A 14,837-nucleotide genomic window follows, 5' to 3' on the forward strand; every position below is an offset into this window, starting at 1 on the left:
GGCAAGGGCGACCACCTGTGCGCTGAACGGCACGACAAAGCCATCACACGAGTCCCGTCAGCGGCCGCGTTTCCATGCCGCCACCACGATTTCACCCGCCCGGCGCTTGTCGCCCGCACTCAGTTGCCCAAGCGGCACCTGCGCGGCAGGCCCGAATGCAAAACAGAATGGGAATGGCAGGACTGACGCGCCACTCGAATCCCTTGACGTCCTCGAACGCACGCCACGCCTTCTCCACAGCCGTGTTGAGATACTGCCGCGATAGCGACTCCATCGCTGTCACGGCTATTCGGCGGTCTCGTCGTCGTCCCGGACCCGACCAGCTCGACCCTCGTCACAGGGACCTCGCAAGAGCATCCACGCTTCTGTACGATCACAAGCATCGGCAAGGGCGAAAACGGCCCGTTCGACATCCACGGCTCGAACGCTCTTTCCGGAAGAACCAGATTCCGCGTTGACCGACGTGGCGATGTCCCTGCACCAGGAAGCCCACTTCCCATAGACGCATTCATTCCTCCTGGTAATCTTGATCTGCGTATCGGCCTTCTTTCCGAAGTCAGCTCGTTTCCGAAACACGAGATCCTGCAAGGGAGGAAACTCCAAAGTCTGCGAAAACGACTCGGCGACCTTCATATCCAGAACGGGGTGTCTATCCGGATTGAGGAACATGACGATCTTGGTCACGAATGACATGCCACTGAACTGGGGCAAGCCAATCTTCTTGATGTCGAACAACCCCGGCGTCTCTTGCGATTCCGTAGCCGAAATGAAGTCGTCGACCATCTTCTCGGTAGCGTTCTGCAGGAATTCCTCGACCCGATGGACTCGCCGTCCAGGGCTGTTGGCATACCCCCAGTACAGAACATTCGCCAGGCCCTCCTTCACGGTCTCGGATTCTCTTGCTCGTAGCCGCTTTCCGATGTACATCTCCACCGCAGCCATGTCACGATGACAGAGCTCGCGCCCCTTCCGGAAGTCATAAGTGACCGTGGGAAAACGGTACTGCTCGATGGCCGTACGTAACATGGACGAATACGTACCAGTGCTCGCGAGCAGCTTCCGCACCGCCGGCACCAGACGGGTCGGAATCACCATGACCGTCTGACCGGGGTCGGACAGGGCGGCCTCGTCCTCCGCCACTGCCTCGTCCTCGGGTTGCGTCTCGTAGTGCGTAATCACGTCGGCAACGCGGGCGTCGCCCCACCCTTCCGGCAACCGCGAATTCCCCGACGACTTCATCGCCGTTTCCTCTTCATTCGACGCACGAAAGCTCGTAGGGGCTTTCCGTGCAATTCGTACGCCGTGATGACGAACAGGCCATCGGCATCTCGCGACGGCGCATAGATCACGCGCAGATATCTTCCGTCCTGGGTCTGACCCGTGGCAATCCGCGAGCCAGCCCGACCCGGCCGGTCCTCACCCGGTGCTCCAAGCACGTCCTCGACCTCCGTCTCGGAAACACCGTGCCCATAGATGTGCGGCTCGCCCGTAGCGGGGTCCGAATAGTACCGCACTCCGAACCGACCTGTTCATCGCGACACCCGTGACTACGCTACACCCCGGCGAGCCTCCCCGTGCTGTCGGCGATTCGGTCCACCTCGACGTCGACCTTCTCGAGCAGGCTGAGCCCCAGGTTCATGAACGGGGTGTGCAGCGGGTACTTCAGGTGGCGGTTGCCGGCCAGCCTTCCGGCGCCGCCGCCGACGAGCGCCGTCGGCAGGTCGAACGGGGTGTGGTGGTCGCCGTCGCCCATGCCGCAGCCGTAGACCAGGATGCAGTGGTCGAGCAGCGTGCCGTCGCCGTCGGGGGTCGCGCGCAGCTTCTCGACGAGCTTGGCGAAGAGCGACATCTGGAAGACGGTGATCTTCGTGTACTGCGCGACGTTGTGCGGATCGGTCTGGTGGTGCGACACCGTGTGGTGCGCCTCCGGCACCCCGATCTCGGGATAGGTCCGGCCGCTCTGCTCGCGCGCCACCTGCGTGCAGCTCACGCGGGTGACGTCGGCCTGAAAGGCCAGCGCCAGCAGGTCGTAGAGCAGGGAGAGGTGCTCGGCGTAGCCGTCGGGCACGCCGGCCGGCTGCTCCAGCTCGGGCAGCGGGGTGGAGGCGTTGTTCTCCTCCGCCCGCTGGATGCGCCGCTCGACGTCACGGACCGTATCCAGGTACTCCCCGACGCGCGTCCGGTCACCTGCGCCGAGCCGCCGCTCGAGCCGCCGCAGGCTCTCGGTGGTCGCGTCGAGGATGCTGCGGTCCTTGCGCATGTCGGCCAGCCGCGCCGCCACGCTGCCGCCGTCGCCGAACATCCGCTGGAAGACGACGCGGGGGTCCCGCTCGTGCGGCAGCGGCGTCGACTCGTCCTTCCACGACGTCGAGTTCAGGTAGGCGCACGCGTAGCCGTTCTCGCAGTTGCCGACCAGGTAGTTCGAATCGGTGGTCAGCTCCAGCGACGACAGCGAGGTCTCGGCGCCGAGCACGTCGGCCGCGTACTGGTCGATGGTCTTGCCCGCCTTCAGGTCGGCGCCTTCGGTCTTGTAGGGCAGGACGCCGTTGAGCCAGCCGGCGTGGGCGCGGCTGTGGACCCCGCCCCCTTCGTTCGGGCTGACCACGCCGCGGTTGCTGAGGCCGCTGACCACCGTCAACTGGTCGCGGAACGGTTCGAGCGGCTGCAGGATCGGCGTCATCGCGAAGTCGCGGCCGCCGTCACCCGCCGGGTGGAAGTTCGACAGGAACATGCCGTTCGGCTCGTAGAAGAAGCCGAGCCGCCGCACCGGCCGCGCCGCCGTCCGGGCGGTGGCGGTCAGCGCCGGGGCCATCGCGTCGAGCAGCGGCAACGCCACGGCAGCGCCCAATCCGCGGAGGAACATCCGGCGGGGCAACGACTTGCGGGTGATGATCATGACCGCGCTCTCCTCAACTGGAACGGATCGCTCCGCACCACGCTCAGAATGATGTCCTGCAACCGGTAGCCGCCGTCCGCCGTCTCGCGCAGAATCCGCCGCACCGTCGGCATGTCGGCGTGCGTCAACCCGCGGCCGAGGGCGTAGGTCAGCAGCTTCTCCGTCATCGTCGTCACGAACCGCTTCGGACGCCGCACGAGCGCCGTGCGCAACTCGGCCGCGCCGTCGAACGCCGTGCCGTCCGGCAGGACGCCCGATGCGTCGATCGGGTTGAACGACTCGTCGACCACCCGCCAGCGGCCGATGGCGTCGAAGTTCTCCAGCGCGAAGCCGGCCGGGTCGATCATCGCATGGCAGGCCGCGCAGGCGGGGTTGTCGCGGTGCGCCTGCATCCGTTCGCGCAGCGTCGCCGTCTTCGCCTGCGTCTTGCGGTCGACCAGCGCCGGCACGTTCGGCGGCGGGTCGGGCGGCGGCGTGCCGAGGATGTTGTTCAGAATCCACTTGCCGCGCAGCACGGGCGACGTACGGATGGCGTGCGACGTCAGCGTGAGGATGCTGCCGTGCCCCAGCAGACCGCGGCGCGGGCTGCCGGCGGGCCGGGACACCCGGCGGAAGTGACTGCCCTGCACGTTCGGAACGCCGTAGTGCGCCGCCACCCGCTCGTTCAGGAACGTATAGTCGGCCGTCAACAGGTCCAGGGCCGCCCCGTTCTCCCGCACGACGCTGTCGAAGAAGAGCTCCGTCTCGCGGATCATCCCGCGGCGCAGCGACTCGTCGAACGCGAGCGAGTACGGGTCGCCCGGCCGCACCGCCGTGTCGGCCAGGTTGCGAAGCTGCAGCCACTGCCCGGCGAAGTTGCGGGTCAGCGCGCCGGCGCGCGCGTCGGCCAGCATTCGCCGCACCTGCCCTTCCAGCTCGTTCGGATCGCGCAGACGGCCTGTCTCGGCCGCCCGCAGCAGCGCGTCGTCCGGGATGCTGCTCCAGAGGAAGAAGGAGAGGCGCGAGGCGAGCTCCAGGTCGCCGATGCGGTAGACGTCGGCGCCCGCCTGGTCGGGCGGCGGCGCCTCGACACGGAAAAGGAAGTCCGGACTCGCCAGCAGCCAGCGCAGCGCCAGCTCGATGCCCGCCTCGAACGAGCCGCCCGCCGCGCGCTCGTCCGCGTAGAAGCCGAGCAGCGTGTCCAGGTCATCGTCGGTCGCCGGCCGCCGATAGGCGAGGCGGGCCAGGGACGACAGGATACGGGCGGCGCACCGGGTCTGCTCGTCCGGCGCCGCACCGGCCGGCCGGCACGTGAAGATCCGCGCCCGGCTCGGGGTCTCCCCCGCCCCCTGCGGGTTGTAGGGGCCGGTGACGGTGATGCTCGACACGATCGGGATCGGCCCGGCCGCGCCGCCGCGCCGCGGGTTCTGAAACGGCAGCCGGACCTGCTCGACGAGTGCCGCCGGATTGCGGAAGAAAGTCACCCCGACGTCGTGCGGACCTGCGGGAACCGGCACGCGCACCGTCACGCTCGACGCGTTCGCGTACGGGTTCGACCCGCCGGCGTCGGGATCGGGCGGCGCGAGCGTGACCACATCGACCTGCTCGCCGTCGACGGTGATCTCCAGACGGTGCGGGACGCTCACGTTGCGCGACCGCCCCAGCTCGACCTGGATGTCGTACTCCGCCTCCTGCGGGAACAGGTGCGTCACCAACGCGCCGCCCCGGGTCCCGAAGGGCAGCCGGTCCATGCGGTCGTGCTGCTGCATGTCGGTCGCGAGGCGGTAGGTCTCGCCCACCACCGCCGGCGGCGGGCTCCCGACCGCAGCCCGGCTGACCGTCCTGGCCGCCGCGAGGTAGCGCTCCAGCAGCGACTGCGACATCCGCAGCGCGGTCCCGATGTTGTCGAATCCGTAGCTGGAGTCGTCGGCCGGCAGCAGGGCGTCGACATCCACCTCCAGGGCCAGCAGGTCGCGGACCGCGTTGCGGTACTCGGCGCGGTTGAGACGGTGCAGCGGCGCCGTCCGGCCGGGATCGGGCCGCGCGGCCGCCGCGCTATCCAGCTCGGTTTCCAGCCACGTGACGAAATCGAGCGTGCCTGCCTCGTCCGGGCGGGGCCGACCCGCCGGCGGCATCATCCCGCCGCGCAGCTTGCGAACGACCTTCTCCCACGCCTCGGGATGCTCGCCGACGGCCGCGAGGTTCAGGGTGTCGAGGGTCAGCCCGACGGCGCGGAGCTGGCCGACGAGCGGCGACGGCGCGCCGCCGCGGCCCGTGACCAGGCGCTCGTTGTGGCAGGTGACGCAGTAGCGGTCGAGCAGGGCGCGGTACGACGTCGCCCCTCTCTCGGCTCCCGTAGCTTGCGGTGCGACCGCGGCGGCAAACGTTGCCTGAGCACGCGCAGCAGAAGCCGATGCCGCCGCGGCCGGCACACCCTGCCCGAGTGCCTCACCGGCCGGCATGAACGCAACGGCGATGACGGCGAGGGCAATGAACGGCGTCCGGCTCACGAGGAATCCTCCCGAATCACGGAGCGATGCACCGAGGGATGGCGGCCCGCGGCGATCGTACAACTCCACTTGCCCACTGACAATTCGGATGCGCGTTCCGCCCGACCCGGAAACGGGTTCACCCGTCGTGGTCAGAACGGCAGACCGACCCGAACGTAGTAGCGCGGCCCCTCCCGCTCGATGAAGGGAAAGGCGGCGCCTGCACGCAGCCGCAGCGGCACCCCGTACAGGGCGAGCAGGTCGGTGCTGACCTCGAAACCGGCCGACAGCAGAACGCTCGGCCGGGGACTCTCGTCGCCGGAGGACGACACGCGGCCCCACGCGTTGCCGCCGTCGAGGAACACCGAGCCGAAGATGCGGTCGACGTGCAGCGGCAACGTCCCGCGTCCGCGATTGACGAGCGCGAGCGGCATGCGCAGCTCCACGCTGGTGGACCATGCAGTGCGGCCCGATCGCGTGGATGTCTCGTAGCCGCGAACAGGCAGGAAGACCGAGCCGCCCACCAGCGTGGGAGCGCCCGGCAGCGACACGCGGTCGCCCGAGGCGCCGCCCACCTCGAAGTACCCGGTCTGCGCCCCCGGCCCGCGAGCCGTCCCGCCGCTCGCGCGCACCGCGAGCACCGGCGCCGCGAATCCCGGTCCCGGCAACGGAATGTAGGCCCGCACCCGCCCGATGAGGTCATCGACGGAGAGATCGACGGCGTCGCGACCCGCGAGCCCACCCGGAACATCCACGTCGCCGCGCGTCCGCGCGCGCAGGTACAGCGCCGCGCCGCGTGCGTTGCCCATCTGGAAGGCATGCGACCGCGCGCTCGAGACGCTGAACGAAACCGCGTACTCGCTCAGGAGGCTGCCGGGCCGGGTGAGGCGGAGACTGTCCGTCGACCGCAGGGCATCGTCCAGCACCTCCCGGTCGCTGCGGACCAACCCGGCCGACAGCCGCAGCGACGTCGACAGGCGCACGCCGGGTCTCCGCACCCGCACCGACGTGGCCAGGCGCCGCTCCCGCTCCAGAACGAAGAACGCCGCCGGCGAGCCCGCCGCACCCGCCTCCGGGCGTCGTACCCGCACGCCGTCGTCGTCCCACGTCTGCGAGGCGGTCACGCCGATGGTCGGATTTCCCAGGCCTCGATACTCGTACGAAACGTCGCCTTCTCCCCGGCCGCCCGACGTGAAGACCTGCGCCCCGGCCTCGTAGGCATGCCTGCCGACGAGGTCGATGCCCGACGTGCGGCCGCCGAGCGCGTAGCCGAGAAGCTCCGTGCGCGGCACCTCGACATCCCCGACGGTCGTCTTCGCGGTTGCGACCGGCTCCCGGATCACGGGGAACCAGTACCGCGGATACAGGGTCGAGGCCGGCGAGTAGTCGCGGGACGGACTCTCCCGATCGCGGGACGTCGTTCCAGCCGTATCGCCGATGGAAGCGCCGGCGGCGGCCGGCCCGACATGCGAAGCGCCGGCATCGTCGAAGCGCGCCGCCGGGGCGGGGGCGGGCGGGGCGGCGTCCGGGGCGAACCGGACCCGCTCCACCTCCCAGCCGTCGACGTGGTAACCGGAGAAGTACAGCCACTCGCCGGCGGGGTCGACGCTCGGAAACGCCGCCCCCGTCCGCACGTTCGTCAGCATGACGGGCGGGCCGAGGGGGCCGGTAAGCGGATCGACCTCCGCGCCCAGGATGTTCAGGATGCCGCTCCGGTCCGACGACCAGACCAGATAGCGGCCGTCCGCGCTCCATTTCGGCGCCAGGTCGAGGGCCCGGTCACGGGTCACCTCGTGCGTCACGCGCCCGTCCGCATCGAGGACGACCACGTCGTGCCGCCGCTCTGTCCAGCGGCTCGCGGCGATCCGACGCCCGTCGGGGGAGACCGCGGGGTAGGCCCAGTACGTGCCGGCCTCCGGCGCCGCCAGCGTCCGGATCGACCCGTCCAGGAGGTCGACCCGGGCCAGGCCGTTCGTTCCCTCGCCCTCCGCCACGGCGACGGCCCACGTTCCGTCGGGGCCGGCGGACGGCGCCGTCAGCCTCGCGCCTCGGGTCACGCGGCGCACCTCCCCGTCGACGGTCGCGACGTGCACGTCGCTGAACACCCGGTAGCGGTCCGTGTAGTCGCGTTGCGCGAAGACGACCCCCCCGGACGGCAGGACGTCGAACGGGGCGCGATTGTTGATCCTCGTCACGGTGGTCGGATCGCCGCCGTCGGGCGGCATGACCACCAGCCGCGGATACGACCGTCCATCGGACCGAACGTAAACCAGGGCGCCGCCGTCCGGCGACCTCATCGGGTGCAGCCCGTAGCGGGCGTTGCGGGTCAACGCCTCCGGCTCGGTGATCGGGCCGAACGCCGCGAGCTCGCCATCGAGGCGGTTCAGGCCCGCCCGCAACTCGTTCGTCCAGGCGGCCCATTCGCTCGACAGCGACGCGCCGAAGGCGCGCCGGCCGGCCGCGTTCAACCACGACAGCGACAGTTGTGTCGCCGGGCGCACGACCGCCTCGACGAACGCGGCCATGCTCTCGCGGCCGTGCTTGTCGAGCAGGTAGTCGAAGAAGAGCGACCCGTAGGCGTACCGGCGGGTACCGCCCGGCCACTGCCGCGAGTTGCCGCTTGCCTGTCCGATATTCTCGAACCGCCCCTCCAACGCCGCCGTCCGCAGCACCATCTCGTGGAACGTCCCGTGCACTCGGCCCGCGTCGGTCAGCGCCGACTCGTACCAGGTCGCCAGTCCCTCGGCTACCCAGCCGGGCACGACGACGCCGGGAAAAGTCAGCGGCGTCTGCGCGCGCCCGAACAGCGTGCGGAAGATCCTGCCCAGCGTCCCGCCGTAGTCGAGGTGAAAGATGTGCGCCAGCTCGTGCGTGACCAACAGCTCGAACCAGTCGTCGAAGTAGGCCAGCGCGAGGTGGTCGGCGGGGGGACGCGCGTAGAGCACGATCCGGTTCGACGGCCAGATCCGCGCGTAGCCGTTCGAGACGTCGACGTGGTCGGTCAGCACGACGTCGATCCGCCCGGACGGACCCTCGCGGAATTGCGCCGTGAGCTCGCGGTAGGCCCGCTCGGCCAGCTCGCCCACCCGCCGACCCTGCTCCTCCAGTTGCGCGGGAAAGGTGATGCGGAAGTGCTCGGTATCGACCGAGCGCCAGGCTTCGTCCGGCGGCACCTGAGCCGCCGCCGGAAAGGCGAGCACACACACGAGCACCGTCGTGGAGAAACGGAAGGACGAACGGGACATGCTGCGTCGACTCCCGGCGGGCTGGCCTCTCCAGCCTACCAGGAGAAGCGGGACGCCGGAGACGGCGGCCAGCGCGAGGTCGCCGGAAGGCCGGCGATTCGGCATTCGGCAGGCCGAGGGCCGAGGCCGTCGGACCGGAAGACGATGCGGTACCCGTGCGTCCGGGATCGGACGGGATCTACTCTTCGTCGAGCCATGCCAGAATCGCCGGCGTCACGATCTCCGGCACCTGCGTATGCGGTCCGTGCCCCACTCCCGGCAGGACGCGCAGGGTCAGCGGACCGTCTACCCAGCGCCAGATCCCGTTGAGCGTCTCCGGCTTGAAGGGGCCGCTGTCCCTGCCGTAGATGAGCAGCGTCGGAGCCTGGACCGGCGGGAACTCGCCGATGCGAAAGCCGAAGCCCTCGGTCTCCATCGTGAACGGACGCGGCGGCCAGTTGGCCTTGTAGAAGTTCACGATCGACTCCGGGTACAGCCGCTGGTAGGCCAGCCGGCGCAGGGCCGCCAGCTCGAAGGTGTCGTCCGGGCTCGGCGGCCGGCTCCGAATGCGATCGCCGAACTCCGCCCCCGCGTTCGGGTTCTCCTGCATGCCCCGCTGGAACATGCTCGCCTGCTGCTGCTCGGTGTTGGAGATCAGCTCCCGGATCAAGCCCTCCGGGTGGATCGTGCCGACGGAGACGAGGCGGGCCGTCTTCTCCGGATGGGTCATGGCGAAGTGCCAGGCGTAGAACCCGCCGCTGTCCTGGCCCACGATGATGGCCCGCTCCTCGCCGAAGTCGTCGATGATGGCGGCGATGTCGGACGAGATCTTCGCCATCGTGTAGTTCTCGACGCCCTCCGGCTTGTCGCTCTTGTCGGTTCCTCGGGTCGACATCGCAACCACCCGGTAGTGCTCCGAGAGCGCGACCAGTTGATGACGCCAATCGAACCACGGACCGGTGATGCTGTGGACGAAGATGACCAGCGGACCCTCGCCCGCCGTGTGGTAAACGATTCGGACACCGTCCGAATCGGCGGCGCCCTCCTCCATGGTCACCGACTCGCCCCGCCAGTCCGTGACGGGCACCTGCGCCCCGGCCACTGCCGAGATCAGACCGAGAAACGCGACGACAAAGACCAGCGACAACCACCCTGTTCTCACGACATCCTCCCGAATCTCCGGATCACTGCCGCCCGTCCGACCGGAGCCGAGCCGTCACGCAAGCGTCGAACATCCTGCAGGTCGAGCGTCTCGCTCCTCCGAGCGCGCGCGGGGCCTCCCCGCGGCCCGCTACGCCAGCACCTCCCGGACCACGCGGGCCGGCTCGACGCCGGTCAGCTTGGCGTCGAGGCCCCGGTGCTTGTGCGTGAACCGCTGGTGATCGATCCCGAACAGGTGCAGAATCGTCGCCTGCAGGTCCCGGATGTGCACCGGGTCCTTGACGATGTTGTAGGAGAAGTCGTCGGTCTCGCCGTGGACGACGCCCCCCTTGACCCCGCCGCCCGCCATCCACAGGCTGAAGCAGCGCGGATGGTGGTCGCGCCCGTAGTCGGTAGGGGTCAGCCGCCCCTGCGAATAGATCGTCCGGCCGAACTCGCCGCCCCAGATGACCAGCGTCTCGTCGAAGAGACCCCGCTCCTTCAGGTCCTGGATGAGCGCCCACGCCGCCCGGTCGACGTCCCGCGCCTGCGCCGGCAGCACCTCGGGCGCGAACGCGTGCACGTCCCAGCCGCGATGGTAGATCTGGACGAAGCGCACGCCCCGCTCGATCAGCCGCCGGGCCATCAGGGCCGCGTTCTGGAACTTGCCCGGCTGCTTCGCGTCCTCGCCCCAGCGTTCGAACGTACGCTCCGGCTCGCTCGACAGATCGGCCATCTCCGGAACCGACGACTGCATCCGGAACGCCATCTCGTACTGCTGGATGCGGGCCAGCGTCTCGGGGCTGCCGAACTGCTCGTGCTGGATCCGGTTCAGATCGGCGAGGCCGTCCAGCATCTGCCGGCGGACGTCTCGCGAAACGCCGTCCGGGTCGCGCAGGTACAGAACCGGATCGGCACCGGTCCGCATCCTGACCCCGGCGTACTCCGGCGACAGGAACCCGGCGCTCCACAGCTTCGCCGAAATAGCCTGCACGCCCGACTTCGGGTGGCTCTTCTCGGCATTCATCACCACGAACGTCGGCAGGTCCTGGTTCATGCTCCCGAGGCCGTAGGCGAACCACGCCCCGATGCACGGGCGGCCCGGGATCTGCTGGCCGGTCTGGATGAACGTGATGCCCGGCTCGTGGTTGATGGCGTCTGTGTGCATCGAGCGGATGATGGCGATGTCGTCGGCCATCCGCGCCGTGTACGGCAGGATCTCCGAAATCCAGGCGCCGCTCTGCCCGTGCTGGTCGAACTTGAAGACCGAGGGCGCGATCGGGAAGCGCGCCTGCCCCGACGTCATCGTCGTCAGGCGCTGCCCCTGGCGGATCGACTCCGGCAGATCCTTGTCGTACCAGTCCCGCATCTTCGGCTTGTAGTCGAGCAGATCCATCTGCGGCGGGGCGCCCATCATGTGCAGATAGATGCAGCGCTTCGCCTTCGGCGCGAAGTGCGGCAGCGACGGCAGGCCGCCGAACGACGCGGCGTCCTGCGGCGCGGCGAACGCGTCCTCGGCCATGAGGCTGGACAGGGCGAGCCCGCCGACCCCCATGGCGACCTTGCCGAAGAACTGCCGCCGAGTCTCCGCCTGGATCGCCTCTTTTACTGGATGCATCGTGAACCTCTCGTTAACGGATCGCCCGCGCCGCCACGTGTTGTCCGTCTGCTCGCGCCGCTACTTGTTGAGCACTTCGTCCAGGTTCAGCACCTGGGTCACCAGCATGGTCCAGGCCGCCGACTCCGCCCGCGGCAGCGTGTCGTCCGGCGCCGAGTCGCCCACGTCGAGAAGCCGCTCCGCCTCGTCCGCATCCGCGCGATAAGCCTCTACGAGACGGTCGTACGAACGCTTCGCGATCTCGCGCTCGCCGTCGCTGAAGCGCCGCGCGAGCAGCCGCAGGGTCACGAAGTCGAGCCGCGGCTCGAACCCGTCGCCCGCCTGCCGCATCGCGCGCTGTGCCAGGTGCCGCGATGCCTCGACGAACTGCGGATCGTTCATCGTCACCAGGGCCTGCAGCGGCGTGTTCGTCCGCTCCCGCCGCACGACGGAGTGCTCGCGGGTCGGGGCGTTGAAGATCTCCATGGACGGCGGCGGCGCCGACCGCTTCCAGAAGGTATAGAGGCTCCTGCGGTACAGGTTCTCGCCGTCGTCCTGCCGGTAGGTCCCGGTATTGCTCTGCGGCATCGCCACCGTCGACCAGACACCGGCCGGCTGATACGGCCGTACGCTGGGGCCGCCGATCGTCGGCACGAGCAGCCCGCTGGCGGCCAGGGCGTAATCGCGCACCATCTCGGCGTCCATCCGGAAGCGCGGGCCGCGCGAGAACAGACGGTTCTCCGGGTCTGCCTCCAGCTTCTCGGGCGTCGTCAACGCGGACTGCCGGTAGGTGGACGACGTCACCAGCGTCCGGAAGAACTGCTTGACGTCCCAGTCCGACGCAAGGAACTCCACCGCCAGCCAGTCGAGCAGAGCCGGGTGCGTCGGCGGATCGCCCTGCGCGCCGAAGTCCTCGCTGGTCGTGACCAGACCGGTCCCGAACACCTGCTGCCAGAAGCGGTTCGCCGTCACGCGACTCGTCAGCGGGTTGTCCTCGTCGACCAGCCAGCGAGCAAGCCCGAGGCGGTTGCGCGGCCACGACTCCTCCATCGGCGGCAACGCGGCCGGCGTGCCCGCCAACACGCGCTCCAGCGGCTGGTCGTACATCCCCCGGTCGAGCACGTGCGCCGCGGCGTCGCTGTCCGCGCGCTCGTTCATCACGTGGGTCACGCCGCCGCGGCGGCGCATCTCGCGCCACTCGCGCTCGATCTGCTGGCTGCGCGCGACGAGCCCGCGGTAGCGCTCGTCCTCGACGCTGAGGTAGTAGAGCCGCAAGGCCTCCCGCTCGGCCTCGTCGAGCGCCGCGGCCTGCTTGTCACGCGCCTGCTCCAGCGTCGACCAGAGCGAGACGACCCTGGCCTCCTGCACCGTGAGCGGGCGATTGAAGACGCGCAGGTCGGCGATGCCGCCGCCGGTGAAGTAGCGCATCTCCAGTTCGTCGCGGCCGCCCCGGCCGGTCGTCCGGCCGCGGCCGAGCTCGAGCGGCAGGCCGGCCCGGATGCTCCCGATCGCGCGCGTGAAGTACTCGCTGCCCGACGCCTCGACCACGTCACCGTTCTGGAAAACGTTCATCCCGGCGCGTTCGCCCGTGCCGTCGTGCGTGATCACGATGTGCGTCCACTCGCCGGGCGGCAATCGCCTGAGGTTGCTGGGCGCAACCCTCGGCGCCGGCCGCCCTTCGCCGTCCGGGTCCGGCCCGCCCGTCATCCGGAACGAGAGCTGCCGCGATCCGATGTTCATCGACCAGCCGCGATTGGCGTCATCGGCGTCGTACTGCCCCGCGACGACGTAGTTGCCTTCCAGTTCGGGCTGGTAGATCCACAGCGCGATGGAGAAGGGCGTGTCGGTGTCGAGGGGCACGGACGGGAGGCCCGCCCACGACGCGTCCTCGAAGCGGAGCGCCGCCTGGCCGTGCGGCCCGGCCTCGATCTTCGCCCCGCCCTCGAGAGTGACCGGATGCCGCTGCCCTTCCATCTCGAAGCCCGGATCCGCCGGTTCGCCGAGATCGAGCCGCATCCACTGCGCCTCGTCCTCCAGGGGCGACTGCAGGTTCCGGTAGTCGCCCGTCGCGAGCCACTCGGTGAAGGCGGTGTCGACCTCCGCCGCCCGGCGGGCCATCCGCGCCTCCACGTCGGCGGCCTCCTCCCGCAGGTCGTACCAGAGATCCCGGTCCGCCTCCTGCGGGACCACCAGGATGGGCGGCGGGTCGGAGACGTTGCCGTCCATCACGTACTGGGTGGTGTTCCGGAAGAACGCGGTCATCGCGTAGAACTCGCGCTGCCGGATCGGGTCGAACTTGTGGTCGTGGCAGGTGGCGCAGCCGACGGTCAGACCCAGAAAGACGTTGCCGACCGTCTCCGCGCGATCCTTCGCGTAGATGACCTCGTACTCCTCGGGAACGACCCCGCCCTCGTTGGTCGTGATGTTGTTGCGCTGGAAGCCGGACGCCACGAGCTGATCCAGGCTCGGCTCGGGCAGCAGATCGCCGGCCACCTGCTCCATCGCGAACTCGTCGAAGGGCTTGTTCCGGTTGAAGGCGCGGATGACCCAGTCGCGGTAGGGGTACATCTCGCGGTAGTTGTCGATGTGGATCCCGTGCGTGTCGCCGTAGCGCGCCGCGTCGAGCCAGTAGCGGGCCCTGTGCTCGCCCCACCGCTCGGTCGCGAGCAACCTGTCGACGTACCGCTCGTAGGCGTCCTCGGACGGATCGTTCAGGAACGCATGCAGCAGCGCGGGATCGGGCGGCAGACCCGTCAGGTCGAGTGCCGCGCGACGCGCCAGCGTCCCCCGGTCGGCATCGGGCGCCGGCGCCAGCCCCTGGGCCTCCAGCCGGGCGAGGACGAAGCGATCGATCGGATTGCGCGCCCAGTCGGCATCGGCCACGGCCGGCGCCTCGGGGCGGACGATGGGCTCGAACGCCCAGTGCTGGTCCCAGGAAGCGCCCTCGTCGATCCAGCGCCGCAGCACGTCGATCTGCTCGTCGTTCAGCGTCTTGTTGGTGTGGGCCGGCGGCATCCGCAGCCGCTCGTCGGCGTGCGCGATGCGCTGGAAGACAAGGCTGGACTCGGCGTCCCCCTTGACGACTGGATGGCCGTTCGGCCGTTCCCCGAAGGCGCCCTCCTCGGTGTCGAGCCGCAGCCGCACCTGCCGGGTGCTCTCGTCCGGCCCATGGCACTGGAAGCAGTTGTCCGCCAGGATCGGCCGCACCTGCCGCTGGAAGTCGACGGCCGGCGCCGCAGCCGCGTCCTGACCGGCCGCCGCCGGTGCGCCGGCGAACGGCCCGGCCGCGAGCGCCAGAATCGCCGCCGCGAGCGGCCACAGGCCACGGGTTGAAAGGTTCGCGGATCGACTTGACATTGCGTTCACCCCGAATACGCGTCGGTGGTCCGGATCTCCGTGTCGCTCGTGCGAGTCACCAAGGTTATACGGGCGCGCATCGCGGGTGTCAATCGGCGCGGTCACAACGGTCTCGCGTGCACCGGCCGCGGCGCGCGTCCCACGTGGGGTGCGAC

The 14,837-nt window shown here is 69.7% G+C and carries 8 protein-coding genes; all 8 read right to left on the reverse strand.

Annotated elements, in window-relative coordinates:
* Positions 1 to 285: 285 nt before the first annotated feature.
* On the reverse strand, positions 286 to 1,239 hold the full coding sequence (locus F4X11_23195) for a hypothetical protein (GenBank protein MYN67896.1): 954 nt from the start codon (positions 1,237 to 1,239) through the stop codon (positions 286 to 288).
* Positions 1,236 to 1,514 carry a DUF4258 domain-containing protein gene (locus tag F4X11_23200; protein ID MYN67897.1) on the reverse strand — a complete coding sequence of 93 codons (279 nt, stop codon included), beginning with the start codon at positions 1,512 to 1,514 and terminating at the stop codon, positions 1,236 to 1,238. Before F4X11_23200 ends, F4X11_23195 begins: the two co-directional genes overlap by 4 nt.
* 38 nt (positions 1,515 to 1,552) lie before the next feature.
* The gene (locus F4X11_23205) at positions 1,553 to 2,896 is read right to left on the reverse strand and encodes a DUF1552 domain-containing protein (protein MYN67898.1); all 1,344 of its coding nucleotides are present in this window, start codon (positions 2,894 to 2,896) and stop codon (positions 1,553 to 1,555) included.
* A complete protein-coding gene (locus F4X11_23210) occupies positions 2,893 to 5,385 on the reverse strand; it encodes a DUF1592 domain-containing protein (protein ID MYN67899.1) in 2,493 nt (830 codons plus the stop codon). The genes F4X11_23205 and F4X11_23210 overlap by 4 nt, the downstream gene beginning before the upstream one ends.
* A 131-nt stretch (positions 5,386 to 5,516) precedes the next feature.
* Positions 5,517 to 8,609, reverse strand: coding sequence for a hypothetical protein (locus F4X11_23215; protein MYN67900.1), 3,093 nt, complete (start codon positions 8,607 to 8,609; stop codon positions 5,517 to 5,519).
* A 178-nt stretch (positions 8,610 to 8,787) separates the two neighbouring features.
* The gene (locus F4X11_23220; protein MYN67901.1) at positions 8,788 to 9,750 is read right to left on the reverse strand and encodes an alpha/beta hydrolase; all 963 of its coding nucleotides are present in this window, start codon (positions 9,748 to 9,750) and stop codon (positions 8,788 to 8,790) included.
* A 129-nt stretch (positions 9,751 to 9,879) separates the two neighbouring features.
* Positions 9,880 to 11,346, reverse strand: coding sequence for a DUF1501 domain-containing protein (locus tag F4X11_23225; GenBank protein ID MYN67902.1), 1,467 nt, complete (start codon positions 11,344 to 11,346; stop codon positions 9,880 to 9,882).
* A 60-nt stretch (positions 11,347 to 11,406) separates the two neighbouring features.
* On the reverse strand, positions 11,407 to 14,682 hold the full coding sequence (locus F4X11_23230; protein ID MYN67903.1) for a DUF1553 domain-containing protein: 3,276 nt from the start codon (positions 14,680 to 14,682) through the stop codon (positions 11,407 to 11,409).
* Between the last annotated feature and the right edge of the window lie 155 nt (positions 14,683 to 14,837).

Source organism: Acidobacteriota bacterium (assembly GCA_009861545.1).
Classification (GTDB): domain Bacteria; phylum Acidobacteriota; class Vicinamibacteria; order Vicinamibacterales; family UBA8438; genus WTFV01.

Coding starts and splice junctions, on each gene's coding strand:
- F4X11_23195 (MYN67896.1), bottom strand. CDS start 1,239: ATGAAGTCGTCGGGGAATTCGCGGTTGCCGGAAGGGTGGGGCGACGCC.
- F4X11_23205 (MYN67898.1), bottom strand. CDS start 2,896: ATGATCATCACCCGCAAGTCGTTGCCCCGCCGGATGTTCCTCCGCGGA.
- F4X11_23215 (MYN67900.1), bottom strand. CDS start 8,609: ATGTCCCGTTCGTCCTTCCGTTTCTCCACGACGGTGCTCGTGTGTGTG.
- F4X11_23225 (MYN67902.1), bottom strand. CDS start 11,346: ATGCATCCAGTAAAAGAGGCGATCCAGGCGGAGACTCGGCGGCAGTTC.
- F4X11_23230 (MYN67903.1), bottom strand. CDS start 14,682: ATGTCAAGTCGATCCGCGAACCTTTCAACCCGTGGCCTGTGGCCGCTC.